We start from the raw sequence: 22306 nt of genomic DNA on the forward strand, positions 1-22306 counted from the left end.
AGCTAATCTATGTTAGCGCGCGGCGCTACGGATCGGGACCGTCGCACCCTCGAGCCCGTCGGCAGCGACATGGAGGATGATCCTCCCTGCCTGGCCCGGCTTCGCACGAACGATCGCCAGCGCGAGGCCGTTGAAGGCGTTGCGCTCGTGCGACTGGAAAGGCTCGAAGCTGGTGGGATCGCCGTTGTCGGTGGCGACGATCTCGCCCGACCCCTCGATCGTGAAGCGCAGCCGGTTGGCAGCGCGCGGCACGGTCAGCCCGTCCTTGTCGGCGATGCGCACGGTAACGAAGGACAGGTCGCGCCCGTCGGCGCGGATGGCCGCGCGGTCGGCCTGGGCGCCGAGCTTCGCGGGGGCACCGGCGGTCTTCATCTCCGCGGTCGCCCAGGCCTTGCCGTTCTTCCAGGTGACGACGCGCAGCTCGCCCGGCTCATAGGCCACATAGTCCCAGCGGAAGCGGTATTCGAACGGGGCGCGCTTCTTGCGGCCCTGCGACTTGCCGTTGACGAACAGCTCGGCCTCGTCGCCCGAGGAGATGACGTGCACCGGCGTCACCTGGCCGTCGCGGCCCGGCCAGGTCCAGTGCGGCAGGATGTGCGCCATCGGCAGCTCAGGCCGCCAGCGCGCCTGGTAGAGATAGAAGCGGTCCTTGGGGAAGCCGGCGAGATCGATGATCCCCGAATAGGAGCTGCGCGCGGCATAATAGGGCGTCGGCTCGCCGAGATAGTCGAACCCGCTCCACACGAACTCGCCTGCGACATAGGGCGCCTGATCGTCCGCTGCGAACGAACGGTCGGCCGAGGAGCCGAAGTCGGACGCGAACAGCTCATAGGCGCTCACCTGCTTGGTCGCGGAATCGCCGCCGACGCCGGGCCGCACCGGGCCGCTGATCGTGCCGGGCACCGGGAACTGATACTCCCTGCGGCTGCTGAGCGCCGAGGCGCTCTCGCTGCTGAAGATCACCTTGTCGGGGAAGCGCGCGCGGAAGGCGGGGAACTGGCCGGGCAGGCTGCGGATGCCGGCGCCCTGATAGTTGAGCGCGATCACGTCGACCGCGGCGGGCAGCGGCATGTCCGCCTTCGCCCAGTTCATCGCGGTCATGGTCGGGCGGGTGGCATCCTCCTCGCGGACGATCCGCACCAGCTCGCGCGCGACCGCCGCGCCCGCCTCGCCGGTATATTGCTCGCCGACCTCGTTGCCGATGCTCCACAGGAACACCGAGGGATGGTTGCGGTCGCGGCGCAGCATCGCGCGCAGGTCCTGCTCGTGCCAGTCGGGGAAGATCAGGTGGAAGTCGAGCGGCGTCTTTTTCTGCTTCCAGGAATCGAACACCTCGTCGATCACCAGGAAACCCATGCGGTCGGTGAGCTCGAGCAGCTCCGGCGCGGGGGGATTGTGGCTCATGCGGACGGCATTGGCGCCCATGTCGCGCAGGATCTCGAGCTGACGCTCGGCGGCGCGGACATTGAAGGCGGCGCCGAGCGCGCCGAGATCGTGGTGATTGTTGACGCCGCGCAGCGGGATGCGCTCGCCGTTGACGATCACGCCCTTGTCCGGGTCGAGGCGGATTGAGCGGATGCCGAAGCGTGTCTCGTAACGGTCGACGATCCTGCCGTCGCGGCGGACGGTGGTGACGGCGACGTAGCGGTTCGGCTGCTGCGTGGGCGGCGGTCCCCAGAGGCGGGGATTGGCGAGCGTCGTCGAGCCCTTGACCGTCGCGCTGCTCCGGACGGGCACCAGCGCCCGCTGCGCCGCGATCGTGGCGACGGCGCGGCCGATGCGGTTGCCGTCGGCATCCAACGCATAGATGGCGGTCGCCGCCTCGACCTGGGCTTCAACGGCGGAATCATTGTCGATCGAGAGGGCGAGGTCGATCGTGGCAGACTGCTTCGAGACCTCCGGCGTCGTCACGACGCTGCCCCATTGTCCGACATGGACGGGGCTCGTCTTGGTCAGCCACACGCTCCGGTAGAGACCGCCGCCGGGATACCAGCGCGCGGATTCGGGCGGATTGTCGAGCCGGATCGCGAGCTGGTTGACGCCGCCGGGCACGGCATAGGGCGTCAGATCGACGCGCCAGCCGTTGTAGCCGTAAGGCCAGCCGCCGACGAGATGGCCGTTGAGCCAGACAGCGGCGTAGGACATCGCGCCGCCGACATCGAGGAAGATCGACCTGCCCCGGTCGCTCGCCGGAATGTCGAGCTTCCTGCGGTACCAGCCGATGCCCCAGCTCGGCAGCCGGCCCATGCCGCCATAGGGGCCTTCGGTCAGGAACGGCCCCTCGATCGCCCAGTCGTGCGGCAGGTCGACCCTGCGCCAGGCGCTGTCGTCGAATCCCGTCTGAAGATAGGAAAGCCCTGCCGCGGGCTCGCCGGCGGGGCGCGTGCGGCGGCGCGCAGGATCGCGGATGAAGGCGTTGCCGGTCGGCAGGATCCACGGCTTGAGCACCGGGCGGTCGGCGGCGAGCTTCTCGGCATCCTGCGGCCGCGCGTCGGCGGCCTTGCCGTCCTCGCTGCTCTTGAGCTCGGGACGGACATCGTAGAGCAGGACCGCCGGAGCATCCGCCGGATCGCCCTTCGTAAAGCGCCAGCCAACGTCGATCGAGATGCGTTCGCGCGGCGCCGTGTCGGAACGGACGGGCTGCGCCGCGGCGGAAAGAGGAAATGCGGCAAACAGCAGCACGGCCCGCACCCAGATCGCCCTACGACGCAATGGATTGCGCTTAGAGCCCGATGCCATCCGCCTCCCCGTCAGCGGACGATTCGACAAGGCAGCGCCCAACGACCGATCCTCTCTACAGTACGGACCGCTGCGACCTCACCAGGCGCGCGCCCGCTTATGATAGCGCTACCAATGCTATCGCTTGGCGAGACGATGTCAATGCCGGACTATGTGATGGAGAGGGGGAAACACGGGCCACGCTGTGGCAGAACTGACTTGCCGCATCGATGGAAAAGAGCAGACAGGAACGCAGAACGGCCGGATCGCTCCAGCTTCGCTCCGATGACTCGTAAGGAGGAAAATGGTGGAGCCGAGGGGGATCGAACCCCTGACCTTCGCAATGCCATTGCGACGCTCTCCCAGCTGAGCTACGGCCCCACACCCCGGGAAGGCGCTGCCCTCTACGCGGGCCGCGCGGCTTTGGCAAGCGGTCGCGGCATCGGCCGCGACCGCCGCCGAAAATCAGCTTTCCTCGTCCTCGTCGGCAGTCGGAACGCCGAGGTCGTCGTCGCCGCCGAGGTCGACATCGTCGTCCGGGCTCGCCTCGCCCTCCTCGTCGACCTCCACAAGGTCTAGGTCCTCGGCGCCGAGATCGGCATCCTCGGTTACAGCCTCCGCCTTGTCGGCCTTCACCGCCTCGAACGGCAGCGGCTGCTTGGACTTGAGGATCGGCTCCGGCTCCCACGCCACGCCGCAATTGATGCAGGTGACGGGCTCGTCATTGCCGAGATCGTAGAACCGCGTGCCGCACTTCGGACACGTCCTCTTCGTGCCCCACTCGGGCTTCACCATTGCTTTCGCCTCACTCACAAAAAGGGGATTTCGGGGGTGTGACCCGCGAAGTTGGGGGGCGCCTTGCCAGAGCGCAAGCGCGCTGTCAAAAGCCGCGGCCGATGCACGGCTCCCTTCCCCGTCCGCTTTCGATTTCCGCCTCTGGTCCGCTCAGTGGAACGGTGGCCGTTCCGGGCGACAAGTCGATCAGCCACCGCTCGCTGATGCTGGGCAGCCTCGCGGTCGGAGAGACGCGAATCGCAGGATTGCTGGAGGGCGAGGACGTGCTCGCCACCGCTGCTGCGATGCGGGCGATGGGCGCGACGATCGAGCGCGGCGACGACGGCGTGTGGCGCGTCCATGGCGTCGGCGTCGGCGGGCTGCTCCAGCCGGCGAGTGCGCTCGACATGGGCAATTCCGGCACTTCGACACGGCTGCTGATGGGGCTGGTCGCGAGCCATCCGATCACCACCACCTTCATCGGCGATGCGTCGCTGTCGAAACGGCCGATGGGGCGGGTGATCGCGCCGCTGTCGCAGATGGGCGCGGACTTCACCGCGAGCCCGGGCGACCGCCTGCCGCTGATGGTGTACGGGATCTGCCCGGCGGTGCCGATCGACTATGAGCTGCCGGTCGCCTCGGCGCAGGTGAAGTCGGCGGTGCTGCTCGCCGGGCTCAACACGCCGGGCATCACGCGGGTGATCGAGCGCGTGCCGACGCGCGATCACAGCGAGCGGATGCTGGCCGGGTTCGGCGCGAAGCTGACCGTCGAGGAGGGCGTGATCTCCATCACCGGCGAGGCGGAGCTCAAGCCGCAGGACATCGTCGTGCCGGGCGACCCCTCCTCCGCCGCCTTCTGGATGGTCGCGGCGTCGATCGTGCCGGGGAGCGACATCGTCATCCGCAACGTCGGGCTCAACCCGACCCGGGCCGGGCTGCTCGCCGCGCTCAGGCTGATGGGTGCCGACATCGCCGAGCAGGACGCACGCGTCGTCGGCGGCGAGCCGGTCGCGGACCTGCGCGTACGCCACGCCGCGCTCAAGGGCATCGAGGTGCCGCCCGAACTCGCGCCGAGCATGATCGACGAATATCCGGTGCTGTTCGTCGCCGCCGCCTTCGCCGAGGGCACGACGGTCGCACGCGGCGCCGAGGAGCTGCGCGTCAAGGAATCGGATCGCGTCACGGCGATGGCGGAGGCCTTGACCGCCAACGGCGCGCGCGTCGCCGAGCTTCCCGACGGCATGACGATCGAGGGCACCAGCGGCGAGCCGATCCGCGGCGGCGCCCGCATTGCCTCTCAGCTCGACCATCGTATCGCGATGAGCATGAGCGTGGCGGGCATGGCGTCGGCGCGGCCGATCGAAATCGACGACGCGAGCCCGATCGCCACCAGCTATCCCGGCTTCGTGGATACCGCCGCGGCGCTCGGCGCGGATCCGCGGTGGCTCGAGCGATGATCATCGCCGTCGACGGCCCCGCGGCCTCGGGCAAGGGGACGATCGCGCGGGCGCTCGCGCGGTACTTCGGCCTGCCGCACCTCGACACCGGACTGCTCTACCGCGCGGTGGCCGCGACCGTGCTCGACAACGAGCTCGACCCCGAGAAAGAGGCGGACGCCGTCGCCTCGACCGATTTCGACGAGACGCTGCTCGCCGAGGAGCGGCTGAAGGACGACCGGATCGGCAAGGTCGCCTCGATCGTCTCGGCGCATCCGCTGGTGCGGGCCGCGCTCCTCCAGCGGCAGCGGCGCTTCGCCCAGCAGCCGGGCGGCGCGGTGCTGGACGGGCGCGACATCGGCACGGTGATCGCGCCCGAGGCGGAGGTGAAGCTGTTCGTCAAGGCGACGCCGATGATCCGCGCCCGCCGCCGCCACGCGGAGCTGCGCGAACGCGGCAATTTCGTCAGCCTCGACAAGGTGCTGAGCGACATCCGCGCCCGCGACGAGCGCGACAGCACGCGCAGCCAGGCGCCGCTCAAGCCGGCGGACGACGCCGTCTTGCTCGACACCAGCTTTCTCTCTATAGACGCCGCCGTCCAGCGGGCGATCGCGCTCGTGGAGGCACGGACGGGGCAACGGGCGGCGACGCCCTGATCCCCGCGTAGGCGCGGAGCGGACCGGGACACCGGCTACGCTGGCCGCGCCATTTGCGCATTTGTCCTGACTTCCTCGCTCGGGTGCGCGTCGCCCCGGTGGACGCCGCGACCGGCATCCGGCCGCCGCGGCGAATCGGCCCAAAGACCGCCGGAGACAACCGGCTGGCCGGAAACGTGAACGAATAGGACCCTGTTTCTTATGGCAACTGCCGCCAATCCCACCCGCGACGATTTCGCCGCGCTGCTCGACCAGACGCTCGGCCAGGCCGACGGCTTCGAGGGCCGCGTGGTCATCGGTACCGTCACCGGTATCGAGAACGACATGGCCATCATCGACGTCGGCCTCAAGTCGGAGGGCCGCGTGTCGCTCCGCGAGTTCGCCGCCCCCGGCCAGAAGGCCGAGCTCAAGGTCGGCGACGAGGTCGAGGTGTTCGTCGACCGCGTCGAGAACGCCAATGGCGAGGCGATGCTGAGCCGCGACCGCGCCCGCCGCGAGGCCGCGTGGGACAAGCTGGAGGCCGAGTTCGCCCAGGGCAACCGCGTCGACGGCGTGATCTTCGGCCGCGTCAAGGGCGGCTTCACCGTCGACCTCAACGGCGCGGTGGCCTTCCTCCCCGGCAGCCAGGTCGACATCCGTCCGGTGCGCGACGTGACGCCGCTGATGGACATCCCGCAGCCGTTCCAGATCCTCAAGATGGATCGCAAGCGCGGCAACATCGTCGTGTCGCGCCGCGCGGTGCTCGAGGAGACCCGCGCCGAGCAGCGTTCGGGCCTGATCCAGAGCCTCGCCGAGGGCCAGGTGATCGACGGTGTCGTCAAGAACATCACCGACTATGGCGCGTTCGTGGACCTGGGGGGCATCGACGGTCTGCTCCACGTCACCGACCTCAGCTACAAGCGCGTCAATCACCCGAGCGAGGTGCTCAACATCGGTGACACCGTCCGCGTCCAGATCATCCGCATCAATCGCGACACGCAGCGCATCAGCCTCGGCATGAAGCAGCTCGAGAGCGATCCGTGGGACGGCGCAGCGCAGAAGTACCCGATCGGCGCCAAGCTGTCGGGCCGCGTGACCAACATCACCGAGTACGGCGCGTTCGTCGAGCTGGAGCCCGGCATCGAGGGCCTGGTCCACGTTTCCGAGATGAGCTGGACCAAGAAGAACGTCCACCCGGGCAAGATCGTGTCGACCTCGCAGGAGGTGGAAGTGGTCGTGCTCGAGGTCGACGAGGAGAAGCGCCGCATCAGCCTGGGCCTCAAGCAGGCGCAGCAGAACCCGTGGGAGGCGTTCGCCGCCGCGCACCCGGTCGGCTCGACCGTAGAGGGCGAGGTCAAGAACGCGACCGAGTTCGGCCTGTTCATCGGGCTCGACAATGACGTCGACGGCATGGTCCACATGTCCGACATCGCCTGGGGCATCTCGGGCGAGGACGCGCTCAACCTGCACCGCAAGGGCGAGACCGTGCAGGCGGTCGTGCTCGCGATCGAGCCGGACAAGGAGCGCATCAGCCTCGGCATGAAGCAGCTCGAGCGCGGCGGCGTGCCGAGCCCGGCGGCAGCCGGCGGCGGCGCGCGCGTCAACAAGAACGAGATCGTCACCGTGACGGTGCTTGAGGTGCGGGACGCGGGCCTCGAGGTGCAGGTCGGCGACGATGGCGCGACCGGCTTCATCAAGCGCACCGACCTCGGCCGCGACCGCGACGAACAGCGGCCGGAGCGCTATCAGGTCGGGCAGAAGTTCGATGCAATGGTCACCGGCTTCGACCGCTCGAAGAAGCCGACCTTCTCGATCAAGGCGATGCAGATCGCCGAGGAGAAGCAGGCGGTGGCCCAGTATGGCTCGTCGGATTCGGGTGCGTCGCTCGGCGACATCCTTGGCGAGGCATTGAAGGCGCGCAACGGCGAAACCAAGTAAAAGACCTGCCGGGGCGGCGCATCCGTGCCGCCCCGGCCCGGCACGAGTCGCAACGGTTGATAAAAGCCGTGCGTTTCGCGTAGGATAGGCCAAAGGCGGTGCGCCGCATCGCTGGCCCGGGGGGTAGAATGATCCGATCCGAACTCGTCCAGCTCCTCGTCCGCGACCATGCCGACCTGTCGGTGCGCGACATCGAGAAGATCGTCGACGTGTTCTTCGATCAGATCGTCGACCGCCTCGTCGCCGATGGCCGCGTCGAGCTTCGCGGCTTCGGCGCCTTCTCGACCCGTGCGCGCGACGCCCGCACCGGCCGCAATCCCCGCACCGGCGAGACGGTGAGCGTCGAGGCCAAGCGGGTGCCGTATTTCAAGCCGGGCAAGGAGATGCGCGCGCGCCTCAACATGGAGTGAGCGGGCTGGCGCGCGCTGCGAATTGAGATTGAATCATCGTCATTCCCGCCTTCGCGGGGACGCCGATGTTATAACTCGTTGAAGACTCTAATCTGAACCGGTGGTTTCGACCACCCAAGGCGAAAGTGTCTGGTCAGTATCGAGTCGTGATTGTTGCCGAGTAGCGTTGCCCAGAGATTGGCCGTTGTCGCATCCTTATCGCCTCCTTGGCGTGAGGCGGAATTGCGTTGACCGGGGAAGAGCCAGAAAGCTAATGCCTCCGTGCATCTATGGGGGCTACAAGATGTCGAAGGGGGTACCGCGGATGCGGCGGGTGCGCACGCGCGCGCTGCAGACGAGCAGCATTGCGATCGCGCTGTTCTGGAGTGGTCAGGCATTCGCCCAATGTGCCCCGGAACCCACCGTGGCCGATGGCACGACCACCTGTGCGGGCACCGATGCCGACGGGCTGCGCGTGACGACCGGCGGAACCAAGGTCGTCGTTTCCTCCGGTGCGACGGTGCAGGGGGCAAGTGGGGCGGCAGTGGCGGTCGTGCTGTCGAGTGCGCCTTACTACGTGCCGGTATCGATCGACGTTTCGGGACAAGTGGACGGCGGCGCGCAGGCGGGCGTCAGCCTGGCTACGACGGGCTTCTATTATCAAAGCCCCTCCGCACTCACCCTTACCGTGGCCGCGGGGGGAATCGTAACCGGGACGAACGGCCTCGTCGTGTTCCAGAACGGTTCGAATAGGGCCAGTGCTGCCGTTGACAATGCCGGGACGATCACCGGCTCGAGCGGCATCGCGCTGCTCGCCAGTCCGGCCAACTATAATATCTATTCCGGCATTTTCTCGATCACCAATCGCATGAGCGGCTTCATCGGCGCGATCAGCGGATCGGTGGGAACCATCAGCAATGCCGGCACGATCGACGGCGGCAACCGAAGCGCTATCGATCCGGGCAATCAGGTCGGCTCGCTCTACGGGGGCGTGACCAATAGCGGAACCATCACCGCCGCGACCAATGCTGCGACCATCGCCAACTGGAACCGAGGCGTCGCCAATAGCGGCGTCATCGCGAACACCGGTACCGGTGCGGCGATCGTGGGCGATTTCATGACCGTCTCCAACGCAGCGGGCGGCCGAATCTCCAGCGCTGGCCCGATTGCGATCTCCACGGGCGCACTCAACCTTATCAACGCGGGAATCATCGACGGTGACGTCGTGGTGACGTCCGTGCCGGTCGGTCAGTTCGGGTCGAGCGTCGTCGATTCCTCGGCGGGAACGATAAACGGCAATCTGGTGCTCAGCGGGACTTCGGATACGCTGGTCGCCGGCTGGGGCACCGCCGGCATCATCACCGGCGTTGCCGGCGCGATCGACGGCGGCGCGGGGATCGATACCCTGCGCGTCATCTTCAGCGCGGATCAGACGCTGAGCGCTCCGATTCCGCTCCCGACCAATTTCGATCAGATGACCCTCGCGCCAGAACGTGACGTGACGGTCATCCTCGGCGACGGCTTCGTCGGATCCAACCCGCTGCGCATCAGCGGCACCGGCACGATCGTCAACCAGACGACGCTGTCGAGCGCTGGCCAGGTGATCGGCACCGACAATGGGGGCACGCCGACTGTCATCAACGCAGGCACGATCATCAGCGGCGCGACGGCTGCGGGCACCTATGGCGTCGATTTGTGGAACATTAGTCGGTTCGAGAACAGCGGAACCGTGACCGCCGCCGGCGACGGGATATCCTACACGTCGCAAGGAGCATTCGTGAACAGCGGCACGATCACCGCTGCCGGCACGGCCTTGTCGCTGCATGGGCCCAGCTTCAACAATTCGGGCACCATCCGTTCGACCGCCGGCATCGGGGCGGCCCTTTCCGGTTCCTTCGGGAGCAGCTGGGTCAACACCGGCCGGATCGAAGGTGCCGTGGCTGGCGTGAAACTCTCCAGCGCACTCGCCAATAGCGGCCTGATCACGTCGCCCGCTACCGCGGTGCTGCTCGACTGGAACGGCGTGCTCCACAACCGCGCCGATGGCGTAGTGACCGGGGGCACGCGGGCGATCGGTCCCGGCAATGCGACCTCGTTGATCGGGGCCACCGTTGTCAATGCCGGTACGATCAACGGCGACGTCGTCCTGCAGACTCCCCCTTTCACCTACCCGACCGGCAATCGGTTCTTCGCGCTTCCAGGGGGCGTGCTGAACGGGAACCTGACCCTCGGTTGGGGCGATATGCTGATAACCGAGCTGGCAGGCTCGGGCGCAGGCACCTATGCCGGCATTACCGGTACTGTCTCGGGCGCCGATGCGGTGCTGCGTTACCGCGTTTTCGGCGATGCGGCCACGACGGCCGGAGCGCCGGCAATGTTCGCCAGCGTCGGTTATGATCTGTACGATGACGCAACGCTCACACTGACGCAGGGAAGCGCGCCGGCGCAGTCGCTCCTCTTCGCAGGCAAGGGCAGCGTCGACGTAACCGCCGACGTGACCGTCGGCGGCAGCCCGGCAATCAGCACCACCAGCATCGTGCGCGCGCCGGGCGAGACGGACGTCCAGAATGCGTTGGCAATCACCAGCCGCGGCGCACTTACGCTGAGCCATGTCGATGGTGCGCCATACCCCTATGCGGCGGTCACGATCGGCGGCGATGACAGCTTCACCAATGCCGGGACGCTCACCGTCGTCGACAGCGCCTCCACCATCTACAGCACCATCGCCGCGATCAGCGGAGGCAAGCGGGTAATCAACGACGGAACCATCCTTCTCGGCGCCACGACCGGCATTCAATGGGCCCTCGGCATCGTCAATACGGGCACGATCACGCAGGTCGCCGGCACCCGCCGGGCGACAGGCATCGGCGGGTCGTTCACTACTCTGACGAACAGCGGCACCATCGATGTCGACGGCATCGCCGTGCAGATCGGCAGCAATAGCACGATCACCAACTCGGGGCGGATTGCCAGCTCGGGCACCTCGGCGATCGCCGTGAACAACTTTGCCCCGGCCAACGTCACCAATCTCGCTGGCGGCGTCATCGCCGGCGGCGCGGCAGCGCCCGCCATCGCGCTGTCGGGTGGGGCGCTGTCCAATGCGGGAACTATCACCGGTTCGGTCGACCTGGGCTATACGAGCTACGGCTTCCGCTCTTCACTCGGCGCCGTCTACACGGCGAACGGCGGGACGATCTCGGGCGACCTGCGCTTTGGCGACGGGGGCGACATATTCGTCGCGATGGGCGAAAGCACCGGCGTCAGCGGAGCCATCGACGGCGGCGCCGGCCAGGACATCTATATCCGCGCGCGCGATACGAGCGGCACGGTCACGCTCGGCGCCGTGCCCCTGACCAACTTCGAGCTCCAAGGTATCCGGGCGGTGGGTGCGGGCACCGTGCTGACGGTACGCGCCGACGCCCCGTTCGATTCGGACCTGTACGTTTCCGGCGACGGCTCGATCGTGAACACCGCCATGATCGGCAAGAGCGTGTGGACCGGCCCCGCCTATTCGATCGGATACATTTTCCCGGAGCATGTGAGCCTCGCCTCCTTCGTCAACCAGGGCACGATCCTTGGCGGCTTTTCGGGGGAAACGCACGCGTTCGCCAATAGCGGTTCGGTCGGCTCGGCAACGCTGCAAAACAGCGCGGTTTCGATCGCGACGCAGGGCGCACTCGCCTTCGACAATAGCGGTACGATCACCAGCGGCGCAGCCGGGGGGACCGTGTATCTGCTCGGCCATCGCGGCAGCGCGATCATCGCGACCAACAGCGGCAGCATCGACAATGGGGGATTCTACGCGGAGGTCGACGGCAGCTCCTTCGGGACGGAGCCCATGCCGCCCGCGTCGGTGGCACTCACCAACAGCGGCAGCATCACCAGCACCGCCCAGGGCAAGGCCGCGGTAACGCTGGGGCTCACAAGCCTCGACGGCACCGCCGGTTCCGTGGCGCTGAACAACAGCGGGACGATCGATGCCAGCGGCCGGACCGGCGCCGGCGTCGGCCTCTATGCCTATAGCTATGATTACGGCCAGGGCACCGGGCAGCCGACGATTTCGGTGACCAACTCGGGAACGATCCGCGCCAATGGCGGCGGCGTCGTGGAAACCTATTATACCTGGCCAGATACCCCACCCTATGTGACTGTCGAGGTGCCGTACACCATCCCGGCGATCGCGCTCGCGGCTTCGGCCAATGTCGGCTCCACGGTGACGATCACCAACAGCGCAACGGGCGTCATCGAGGCGACGGGGGCACGGTCGACTGCCATCGGCGTCTTCCAGGCGGCGCTGAACCTGACCAACGACGGCACGATCCGTGGGGGCACGGGTACCGTCCTCGCGGGCGATGATCTCCTCGTTGGGGACATCGGCCGCCCCTATCTGGCCGGCGCGATCCAGACGATCGGCGATGCGAGCGACCGCATTGTCAACAACGGCTCGATCATCGGCTCGGTCGATCTTGGCATGGGCCAAGACCGGATCGAGAATTACGGCCGCATCGAAGGCGACGTGTTCCTCGGGCTCGGCGACGACAGCTTCCTCCAGCGTGCGCGCGCGACGCTGATCGGAACCGTCGACGCCGGCGACGGCATCGACAGCTTCATCGTCGACGCGACCGGCGGCGGCACGATCAACGGCGATCAATTCGTAAATTTCGAAAGCTTCAGCCAGATCGGCGAAGGCAATGTCACCTATTCCGGCGCCTTCGACATCACTACGATCGGCGTGAGCGGCGGCAGCCTGACCGTCGCCGCCGGACAGACGCTCAGCAGCGACAGCGCGACCACCATCACCGGCAGCGGCGGCAACGAGACCGTGGTCAACAACGGCACGGTCGCCGGGGCGGCGGACCTTGCGGACGGCAATGACCGCTTCACCAACAATGGCAGCGTGCTGGGCTCGGTCCTGCTCGGCGACGGCGACGATCGCTTTGCCGAAGGCGCCGGCAGCAGCGTCGCCGGAGCGGTGGACGGCGGCGCCGGCAACGACGTCTATGCCGTGCTGCTCTCGGGCGACCGTACCGGAATCGGCGCACGCACCGGCTTCGAACGCCTCTCGCTCGAGGGTAGCGGCACGCTTTCGCTCGCGCTCGACCAAGGGTTCGGTTCGATCGCGCTCGCCGGGACGGGGCTCGACCTCCAGCTGGCCGGCAACACGGTCGGCGCAGTGTCCGGTTCGGATGCCGCGGAAGGCCTGACCGTGGACGGTGATCTCCCCCAGGTCGCGTTGGGAGGCGGCGACGATCGGCTGGTCCTGGGCACGGCAAATGCCGCGGGGCTGTATCTCGGTCAGGGCGGGAACGACGTGCTGCGCTTCGCCGCTGCCGGTCCGGTGACCTTGACCGGTACCGCATCGGGATTCGAGCAGATCCAGCTATCGGGCGGTGCGCTGATCCTCGCGGGCACGCTCGGCACGGCAGGCGAGACGATCGGCTTCGGCGACGGCGGCCAGCAGCTCACGGTCGCGAGCGGCGGCACGCTCGCCGGCGTCTTCGATCTGGGCGGCGGCAATGACAGCTTTCGGCTGGCGGCCGGCGGTACCGTGAACGGCTCGATTTCGGGCGGTGCCGGCACCGACGCCGCCATGATCGACATCTCCAGCGGATCGACGTTGGGCGACGGCATGCTGCGCGACTTCGAGAGCTTGACGACCGAGGGTCGCGGCGAACTGACCATCGCCGGCAATTATGGCTTCGATCGCCTGTCGACCGGCGGCAATCTTACAATCGGCGCGAACGGCACGCTCGCCGCGATCCAGGTCGTTTTCGGCGCCGACGGCGACCGGATGACGATCGCGGGAAGTTTCGTCGGTTCCGTCGATGGCGGCGCGGGCGCGGATACGCTCGGCGTGTCGGGTGGTACCGCCAATGCTCCCCTCGCCTTCGGCACCGTCGCCAATTTCGAGGCGTTTGCGATGTCGGGCGGCTATGTGACGCTTTCCGGGGCGGGCGCATTCGGCACCATGTCGCTGACCGGCGGGCGCTTTGTCGGCCTCGCGGGATCGAGCATCAATGCGGCGCAGATCAATGTCGGCCAGGGCGCCACGTTCGGCTCGGCGGGCGGCGTGACCGGGAACCTCGCGGTCGCCGGCACGCTGAGCCCGGGCGCTTCGCCGGGCACCATGACGGTGACGGGCAATGTCGCGCTTGCCGGCACGTCGGTCTCGCTGTTCGAGCTGACCCCGACGGTCTCCGACAAGCTGATCGTCAATGGCACGGTTTCGATCGCTGCCGGCGCGACGCTGCAATTGACGACCAGCGGGACGCTGCGGCCGGGTGTCAGCTATGACCTGATCGTCGCCTCGGGCGGCATCACCGGCAGCTACACGACGGTGATCAAGCCCGACTCGCTGTTCGGCGTCGTGGTGCAGAGCGCCGACAGCATCCGGCTACTCGGGCAATTTTTGCGCGAATCCGGCTTCACCCCGCAAGTGAATCGCAGCATCGACTATGCCAATGCCGCGCTGGTGGTGCAGCCGGCGAACAGCAGCCTGTTCGCCGCGGTGCCGGCGCTCCTGTCGGGCGGCAACGCGTCCAACCCCCAGGCCTTTGCCCAGCTGACGCCGGAACCCTACGCGGCCGCCACGCAGATGGGCGTCGACAACGCGCTTGCATTGGCCGACGTTGCGCGGGGTGCTGCCTTCGGCACGGTACGCGAAGACGCTGGAGTCTTCACCTTTGCGCAGACGCTGACCCAATGGCACCGCCTCGGTGCGGATCCGCAGACGGGAAGCTCGGCAGTGCGCAGCCGCAGCTACGGCTTCCTCGGCGGGCTCGGCTTCGGCAACAGCAGCGCAATGGTGGGGGCGTTCGTCGGCTATCTGAACGACCGTCAGCAGATCGATGCCCTGGGCGCGCACAACAAGACCGACGGCTTCATGGCCGGTATCAACGGCCGCTGGTCTTCGGACGGTGTAGGTATCGCGGCTTCGATCCTCTATGACGGCGGCGATGCCCGGACCGACCGCATGCTGCCCGGCACCGCTTCGGCGGCAGGGCGCTATACCCTGCACAGCTGGGTGGGCGACCTTTCGGTCAGCTACGCCGTGCCACTTGCAAACGATTGGGAGGCGCGGCCCAAACTCGGCCTCACTTATGTCCGGACCATCCGGGACGGAACGTCGGAGACGGCCACCAGTCCGTTCGCGCTGACGGTCGCGCGCGACCGTCACGTTGCGGCTTTCGGTGACGCGGCGCTATCGTTCGGCCGCAGCGAGAGCTCGCGAGCGGCGTTCCGGCCGTTCGTCAGCATGGGCGCGCGCTACCAGCTCCGGGGAATGCGAACCGATGCGCTTGCCGGCTATGCCGGAGGCGGCCTCGGTCTGATCGCATCTGGACCGACGCGTGCGCGGTTGGTGGGGACGATTGCCGGCGGCGTCGCCTATCGCCTTGACCAGCGGCTGGACCTGTTTGCCTCGGCCTCGTCGCAGGTCGGCGGGGACGATCATCAGGAAGCGCTCTCCGCCGGCATCCGCTTGCGGTTCTGACCTGAAGCGCCGGCCGACATCGCCGATGTCCATCCCGGCATCACCGAAATCTACAAGCGCAAGGTCGCGCGGCTCATCGAAACGCTCAGCGAGCCCGAAACGCGGCTCGACGCCTCAAGCGATATCCGCTCGCTGGTCGGCAAGATCGTCCTCCACCCCGGCGATAAGCGCGGCGAGGTCGACGCCATGCTCCACGGCGCGCTCATGGGCATTCTCGACTTCGTCAACGGCAACTCTCAACCCGATACCAACCGAGTTATAACAAAGGTGATCTCGGGTTCGCAGGGGCACCGATGTTATAGCTCGCTGGACGTGGCAATTTTAAGCCGACAGCAACCCGAACTGCGGCTCGCCCAGACATGAGGACAGAGGCGGTTTATTGTGTCAGCACCGTTGGTGCGAACTTACGTGCAGCATTGGTGTAACGCCGAAGCCGCAAAAAAGCGACCTGTCACGAGCAATGATGCACCATTACAGTCCGGGACTGCACACCTAGAGATGGCAGCGCGTAAGAGCCAACAATAGCTCGGCTTTCAGCGAGTCATGCATGCGCCACAATGTTTCCGCTGTATGATTAAGATATTGGTAACTGTCTTCAGGATTGAGAAAAAATCATCTGGTCCGGGTCAAACGATGGTTGAATCCGAACTCAAATTCGGCATAATTCGCATGCCATGCTACCCGCATGGCAGGGGGAATCGGCGCAATTGCTCGACGGGGCGCAACAGGGGTTTGCCGATACGGCAGAAAGCGGCGTGCGCGCGCTGGCCACGCTGCTGGCGATCCATCGAATCGCGGTTGATCCGCGGAACCTTCGCCACACGCTTGGGCATGCAAAGGAGACGACAGGAAATGACCTTCTTCGCCTCGCGCTTCAGCAGGATGGCGTTCGTGCCAAGCTGATCCAGACGGGTTTCGACCGTCTTTCGCGGTTGCCGCTGCCGGCGTTGGCTAACGGGCCGGCGGGCTGGTTCATCATCGGCCGTGTTGAGGGCGATCAGCTTCTGATCCAGCGGCCGGGAGCACCTATCGAGAAGATCGGTCGCGCCACCCTATCCGACATCTGGTCCGGCGAGATTATCCTCGTCACGACGCGCGAAGGAATCGTGGGTCCGGCGGGGCGTTTCGACGTCACTTGGTTCATTCCGCAGATCGTCCGCTATCGCCGGCTGATCGGCGAGGTCTTGCTGATCACTCTGGCGCTCAACCTGCTCGGTCTCGCCGCGCCGCTGTTCTTCCAGAACGTCGTCGACAAGGTTCTGGTCCATAACACGCTGGCGACCCTGCAGGTGCTCGCGATCGGTTTTGTCGCCGTATCGCTATGGGAAGTCGCTTTCGGCTGGCTGCGCACACGCCTGTTCTCCGAAACGAGCCAGAAGCTCGATGTCGAGCTCGGTGCCAAGCTGTTCCGCCACCTGCTCGGTCTACCGCTTTCTTATTTCGAGAACCGCCGCGTTGGCGACACCGTAACTCGGGTCCGCCAGCTCGAGCAGGTTCGGGAGTTTCTGACAAACGCGTCGCTGACCGTGCTCATCGATCCGGTCTTCACGATCGTGTTCCTCGTGGCGATGTGGATCTATTCGCCGACATTGTTCTGGATCGTAGCGGCGACGATCCCCGCTTATGTCGGTATCTCGCTGTTGGTAACCGGACCACTTCGCCGTCGTCTGGACGAGAAGTTCGAGCGCGGCGCCGCCAATAACGCGCTGCTCGTTGAGAGCGTATCCGGTATCCAGACCGTCAAGACGAGCGCGGTCGAACCGCAATGGCAGGATCGCTGGGAGCGTCAGCTTGCCGGCTATAGCGCCGCCAACCAGCGCGTCATCAATCTTGGCAACACCGGAAGTCAGGCGGTGCAGCTGGTGTCGAAGCTTAGTCTGGCGGCCATCCTGTATTTCGGAGCGCAGCAGGTCATTGTCGGAGCCCTGACTGTCGGCGGGCTGGTCGCGTTCAACATGTTCGCGCAGAGGGTATCCGGACCGGTGATCCGGATGGCGCAGCTGTGGCAAGACTTCCAGCAGGTGCGCCTGTCGATCGCGCGCCTGGGGGACGTGCTGAATACACCGGTCGAGCCGGGGATGGGCTCGCACACCGCGTTGCCGGCGATGAAGGGGCACGTACGCTTCGAGAAGGTGCGATTCCGCTATGGGTTTGAAGGGCCTTGGACGCTCGATGACATCAGCTTCGAGCTCCCAGCGGGAGGTACGCTCGGAGTGGCCGGTTCATCCGGCTCGGGCAAATCGACACTAACCAAGCTGCTGCAACGCTTGTACACGCCGGCTAGTGGCTGCATTTCTCTCGACGGCATTGACGTTTCACAGATCGATCCTGCTTGGCTCCGGCGCCAGATAGGTGTTGTCCTGCAAGAGAACCTACTGTTCAATCGGTCCGTCCGCGAGAATATTGCGCTCGCCAACCCGGCGATGCCTCTCGATCAGGTCATGGCTGCTGCTCAGCTTGCCGGCGCACACGAGTTCATCCTCGGCCTGCCCCAGGGATACGATACCCAGATTGAGGAGCGCGGCGCCAACCTCTCCGGTGGCCAACGTCAACGGATTGCGATCGCGCGTGCGCTCGTGACCCAGCCGCGCCTGCTGATCTTCGACGAGGCGACGTCGGCGCTTGATGCCGAAAGCGAGGAGATCATCCAGCGTAATCTGAAGGCAATGGCACGTGGGCGTACTGTCATCATTATCGCGCATCGACTGTCGGCGATCCGCCAATGCGATCGGATCATGACGCTCGAGAAAGGTCGCATTGTCGAGATTGGCACGCATGAGGAATTGCTGCGGCAGAACGGCCGCTACGCCAGCCTCCATCGCCGTCAGATGGGCGTCGCAGGCGAGGCCGCATGAACGCGATCAGCCGTCACTGGGATGTGGTGCGCAGCTCTATTGCCGAAGAGAGGTCGCGAGCGCGCAGTCTCTTGCGGGTGGAGGAGGCGGCCTTCCTTCCTGCTGCGCTGGAGATCATTGATAGGCCTGTGTCGCCGACGGCACGAGCAACCACCTGGGTGCTGTTGTCGGGCCTCGTTCTGACGATTGCCTGGCTGGTGTTCGGGCGCGTTGACGTTGTCGCCTCGGCGACTGGTCGATTGATTCCTGCCGAGAACGTGAAACTCATTCAGCCTGCGGAGGCAGGTATTGTCCGGGCAATCCTTGTCCGCGACGGCCAGCGTGTCCACAAAGGTCAACCTCTGGTCGAGCTAGATCCGACTGTCTCCACCGCTGAGACCGAACAGGCGCGCAAAGCGCTGGAAAGCTCGGAGCTCGATGCAGCCAGGGCGCGTGCGGTGCTATCAGCGCTCGACGGCAAAGGGCTGGCGTTCACGGCACCTCCGGGCGCCACGCCGGACATGACTGCGACGCAGATCGCGCTCGCTCGCGCAGAACTCGCTGATATCGAGGCAAACGCGGGATCGAGCGTGGCACGAAGAGATGCCGCCGCCGCGGCGCGCAACGAGGCGCGAATCCAAGCCGCCAAGCTTACCGAGACGCTGCCGCTGCTCGATGAGCAGATCACTGCTAATGAACAGCTGTTGAGCAAGGGCTACGTTTCGAAGCTCAAGGTGATCGAAATGCGTCGGCAGCGCCTCGGGGCGGCCCGTGACCGCGATGCCGCGATCGCGGCAACCCGCCGTGCGTTGGCTGAAATGGCGGCGGCGCAGAGCGCGATCAGGCAAGCAACGTCGGAAGCTAGATCAAAGGTACTGGCCGACCTCGCCAAGGCGGATTCCGACGCGCGGTTGCGTCGCGAGGAATGGACCAAGGCAATGCAGAAATCTAGCCTCCAGACCCTAGTCAGTCCGGTCGACGGCACGATCTCGCAACTCGCGATCCATACCGTGGGAGGCGTGGTCGAAGTGGCCAAGCCGATTATGGTCGTAGTACCCAAAGATGGCACGATCATCGCCGAAGTCAAAGTACTCAATCGCGACATAGGTTTCGTGCGCGTAGGCGACGAGGCCGCGATCAAGCTCGAAGCCTTCCCGTTCACCCGTTACGGTACGCTGCGCGGGCAAGTCGAAAGCATTGGTTCAGATGCCGTTGAAGATGAAGAACTAGGATTGGTTTACTCGGCTAGGATCATCCTTACCCATAGGGTAAGCCAGATACGCTCGAAGATTTCACCAGCAGTCGGTATGCAGGTGACCGCCGATATTCGAACCGGCCGACGCAGCATCCTATCCTATTTGCTGAGTCCAATAGATGCGCTTTCTCAGGAAGCGGGGCGAGAGCGATAAAGCATTGGGAGATGGGGCAGAAAATGGAGCGAGATAAGTGGGGTGGGGCAGCTCACTTTGAGAGCAAAAAGGCGCGAACTTTGGATATCCTGGCGGCAATTTGTATTGTCATAGCCGCTATAGCTGTCGCGTGGTTTGCAATAAAGCCTGCACCTAGACGTTCTCCAGTCATCTGGTCAGGGCAGTATGTGTGGCCACAAGGATGCCCGCCTGAGATTTACAAGCCCGGAGATAGTATTCCTAGAGCATGCGCAGATGAATTCACTCTTATCAAGAATCCAAAGATATTTGGTTTTGAAGAGCTAAATGGCGCACGCGGCAAGAGATGGTATCGCATAGGAAACGACGCGATGATTTTATATTGCGGATTTGGATTGTCGCACTGCACAGTTTACTCAGTTTATTATGGTTATATTGTCAGATAAATAGCTATATTCTGTAGCTGAGGAGATTTTTATGCCAGAATGTATTTGGAGTTTTGTCGGCGGAATCGCGCAGAAAACTCTCGTAAACTCCGAGGCTGCATTCAACACATCAGGGATTATTGGCGCAGGTTCGGCGGCTTACGTTGGAGCGACCAATGATTATTTTCTACGAACAATAACCAACCTCACACCTGGGCTAAAACTGCTTTCGCAGTTCAGAAACCTTGAAGCTGGAGGCATGGCACTTGTAACGGGCGATGGTTCCTACGGTACGACCATCAATGTGGCTGTCGGTACGGCGGTAGGCGTTGCTGCAACGGCAGGATTAATCGCGGGCATTACTGTCGGACTTCCAGCGGCGATAGCTGGAACCGCAGCTGCGATATTCGCAGGCGCTGCGGCTCAAGCGGCCTTCGACCAATATCGTGATAGTGGTCCTCCGACCTTTGATTGCCACGATCCCAACGACGATCCCAATAACCCGAGTAATCCCGGGAATCCTACTAATCCAGATACAAATCGCCCCGACTGGGAACCGAAACAAGATCCTCTGAAGCCACCAAAACGTGATCCATTGGTCCTAGATTTGAACGGAGATGGTATTGGGCTTATCTCCGTCCAAGATTCGATTGCGCAGTTCGATTTGGACGGAAACGGGTTCAACGAGCGCTCCGGTTGGCTAACTCCAAACGACGGGTTCCTCGTACGCGATGCTAATGCAAACGGCGTTGTGGATGGTGTAGATGAGTTGTTTGGAAATGCCGGAGAAGACGGGTTCACGGTGCTCGCCCAAGTCGATGATAACGGCGACGGGGTGATTGACAGCAATGACGCAACATTTTCACAATTGCGTATTTGGACCGATCTCAATGGTGACGGTATATCGCAAGCGGGTGAGCTGAAATCGCTGGCTGATGCTGGCGTAGCCTCTATACAGGTAGACAGCACGGCCTCTGGCATTTCCGCCCAAGGCAACACTATAGGTCGCACTGGTAGCTTCACGCGAATAGACGGCACGTCCGGTGCGATGGCCTCAGCATATTTTGCGGTTGACACAGTCATCAGTACCTGGACACCGCCAGAAGGATTTCAGGCTAGCGATTTCGCGAAAGCTGCCCCATACCTAAAGGGCTACGGAAATGTCGCCGATTTCGCCTATGCTCTCAGCACAAGCCAGGAACTGAGCGACGCCACTCAAGCATTTCTCCTACAGTCTCCGTCAATGACGGGAGGGCAGCTGCGGTCTTCCTTTGAGGAGATTATTGCGCTTTGGGCGGGTATTCCAACGCAGCCGACTGACCGAGGGCCCTATATCGATGCATCTCACCTAGCCGTTGTTGAAGCTTTCTTTGGAGCAACGTTCACGCAGCAGGTTGGAGGTACTGTTGTCACTAACCCCAATGAAACGGAGGCGGCAGCAATTGAAAAAACATACGACTCCATCATCAGTACCTATCTTACAAACTTTGTAGCGCAAGCGGCAGTTGGCCGGCATATCATAAGCGACGGTACATCCGATTTTGTTACTGACCCCGATACGGTGCTGTCTGCATTGCAGTACGATCCCCTGAAGGGTTCGGTTACCGACAACGGATCGTTGGTCATTGATATCATGGGACAGGCAGCGCCTTCCGATGCGCAGGCTGCTCACAACTATTTCGACCGCATCACGACTGAGCTTGGTGGCGTGGGAGATATGCTCTTCAAGGGCAACGCTACCGGCCTGACGGCGGCTTGGGATAAGGCTCTGCTGAATCTCGCAGACCGTAATGCTGCTTCCTATTTTCTTGAGCGAACCGTTGGCAACACTTGGCTGCGCGGGGAGGGCTCCGGCGACAACAGGATGTACGGTGGAGATGATTCGGAAGTACTGGTGGGCGGAACGGGCAATGACCTTCTTTTCGGCGGGAATGGCAGCGATATGTATCGCTACGCTTCCGGCGACGGTAATGACGTGATTACCGATCAAGGACTGTCCACCGACAACGATGTTCTCAAACTAACTGATCTCGATGCCAGCCAGATCGAACTGCGTCGCGATGGCGATATGCTGTGGGTGAAGAACTTAATCACCGGTCACGAGATCCTGGTCAATGACCAGTTCTACTCCGACGCGACATACGGCATCGAGCAGATCGCCTTCGCCGACGGCACCGTCTGGGATCGCGATCGGATTCGGCAGGAAGCCTGGTTCCGCGGCAGTGCCGGCTACGACAATATCCGGGCGACAGGCCTTGACGACACGATTGTCGGCAA

The 22306-nt window shown here is 64.5% G+C and carries 10 protein-coding genes and 1 tRNA gene; 8 read left to right on the top strand and 3 right to left on the bottom strand.

What is annotated here, in order from left to right:
• Nucleotides 1–12: 12 nt before the first annotated feature.
• The 3 genes from galB to ACMGER_RS00205 all read right to left on the bottom strand — a co-directional run bounded on the left by galB (nt 13) and on the right by ACMGER_RS00205 (nt 3513).
• Complete coding sequence (galB, locus tag ACMGER_RS00195; protein ID WP_436810114.1) at nt 13–2691, bottom strand: beta-galactosidase GalB; 2679 nt, start codon at nt 2689–2691, stop codon at nt 13–15.
• Between the two features lie 332 nt (nt 2692–3023).
• Nucleotides 3024–3099: transfer RNA gene (locus ACMGER_RS00200), tRNA-Ala, on the bottom strand.
• 84 nt (nt 3100–3183) lie between these two features.
• Nucleotides 3184–3513, bottom strand: coding sequence for a TIGR02300 family protein (locus ACMGER_RS00205; protein ID WP_436810115.1), 330 nt, complete (start codon nt 3511–3513; stop codon nt 3184–3186).
• Nucleotides 3514–3614: 101 nt separating this feature from the next.
• On the opposite strand from ACMGER_RS00205, the gene aroA reads away from it, so the two are divergent.
• The 8 genes from aroA to ACMGER_RS00245 all read left to right on the top strand — a co-directional run.
• Entirely contained in the window at nt 3615–4949 is a 1335-nt protein-coding gene (aroA, locus tag ACMGER_RS00210) for a 3-phosphoshikimate 1-carboxyvinyltransferase (RefSeq protein ID WP_436810116.1), read from the top strand.
• Nucleotides 4946–5584, top strand: a complete 639-nt coding sequence (gene cmk, locus ACMGER_RS00215) for a (d)CMP kinase (RefSeq protein ID WP_436810117.1) — start codon at nt 4946–4948, stop codon at nt 5582–5584. The genes aroA and cmk overlap by 4 nt, the downstream gene beginning before the upstream one ends.
• Before the next feature lie 201 nt (nt 5585–5785).
• The gene (rpsA, locus tag ACMGER_RS00220; RefSeq protein ID WP_436810118.1) at nt 5786–7501 is read left to right on the top strand and encodes a 30S ribosomal protein S1; all 1716 of its coding nucleotides are present in this window, start codon (nt 5786–5788) and stop codon (nt 7499–7501) included.
• A gap of 128 nt (nt 7502–7629) precedes the next feature.
• Nucleotides 7630–7911, top strand: a complete 282-nt coding sequence (locus ACMGER_RS00225) for an integration host factor subunit beta (RefSeq protein ID WP_436810119.1) — start codon at nt 7630–7632, stop codon at nt 7909–7911.
• A gap of 283 nt (nt 7912–8194) precedes the next feature.
• Nucleotides 8195–15382 carry an autotransporter outer membrane beta-barrel domain-containing protein gene (locus ACMGER_RS00230; RefSeq protein ID WP_436810120.1) on the top strand — a complete coding sequence of 2396 codons (7188 nt, stop codon included), beginning with the start codon at nt 8195–8197 and terminating at the stop codon, nt 15380–15382.
• Between the two features lie 674 nt (nt 15383–16056).
• On the top strand, nt 16057–18237 hold the full coding sequence (locus tag ACMGER_RS00235) for a type I secretion system permease/ATPase (RefSeq protein WP_436810121.1): 2181 nt from the start codon (nt 16057–16059) through the stop codon (nt 18235–18237).
• Nucleotides 18234–19625 carry an HlyD family type I secretion periplasmic adaptor subunit gene (locus ACMGER_RS00240; RefSeq protein WP_436810122.1) on the top strand — a complete coding sequence of 464 codons (1392 nt, stop codon included), beginning with the start codon at nt 18234–18236 and terminating at the stop codon, nt 19623–19625. The genes ACMGER_RS00235 and ACMGER_RS00240 overlap by 4 nt, the downstream gene beginning before the upstream one ends.
• A 456-nt stretch (nt 19626–20081) precedes the next feature.
• The coding region (locus tag ACMGER_RS00245; RefSeq protein WP_436810123.1) for an SPM autocatalytic domain-containing protein at nt 20082–22306 on the top strand (2225 nt) is incomplete at its 3' end.

The organism is Sphingomonas astragali, assembly GCF_051400615.1.
In the GTDB taxonomy this organism is placed as follows: Bacteria; Pseudomonadota; Alphaproteobacteria; order Sphingomonadales; family Sphingomonadaceae; genus Sphingomonas.

Coding starts and splice junctions, on each gene's coding strand:
- ACMGER_RS00230 (WP_436810120.1), top strand. CDS start 8,195: ATGTCGAAGGGGGTACCGCGGATGCGGCGGGTGCGCACGCGCGCGCTG.
- cmk (WP_436810117.1), top strand. CDS start 4,946: ATGATCATCGCCGTCGACGGCCCCGCGGCCTCGGGCAAGGGGACGATC.
- ACMGER_RS00205 (WP_436810115.1), bottom strand. CDS start 3,513: ATGGTGAAGCCCGAGTGGGGCACGAAGAGGACGTGTCCGAAGTGCGGC.
- ACMGER_RS00225 (WP_436810119.1), top strand. CDS start 7,630: ATGATCCGATCCGAACTCGTCCAGCTCCTCGTCCGCGACCATGCCGAC.
- ACMGER_RS00240 (WP_436810122.1), top strand. CDS start 18,234: ATGAACGCGATCAGCCGTCACTGGGATGTGGTGCGCAGCTCTATTGCC.
- aroA (WP_436810116.1), top strand. CDS start 3,615: ATGCACGGCTCCCTTCCCCGTCCGCTTTCGATTTCCGCCTCTGGTCCG.
- rpsA (WP_436810118.1), top strand. CDS start 5,786: ATGGCAACTGCCGCCAATCCCACCCGCGACGATTTCGCCGCGCTGCTC.
- ACMGER_RS00235 (WP_436810121.1), top strand. CDS start 16,057: ATGCTACCCGCATGGCAGGGGGAATCGGCGCAATTGCTCGACGGGGCG.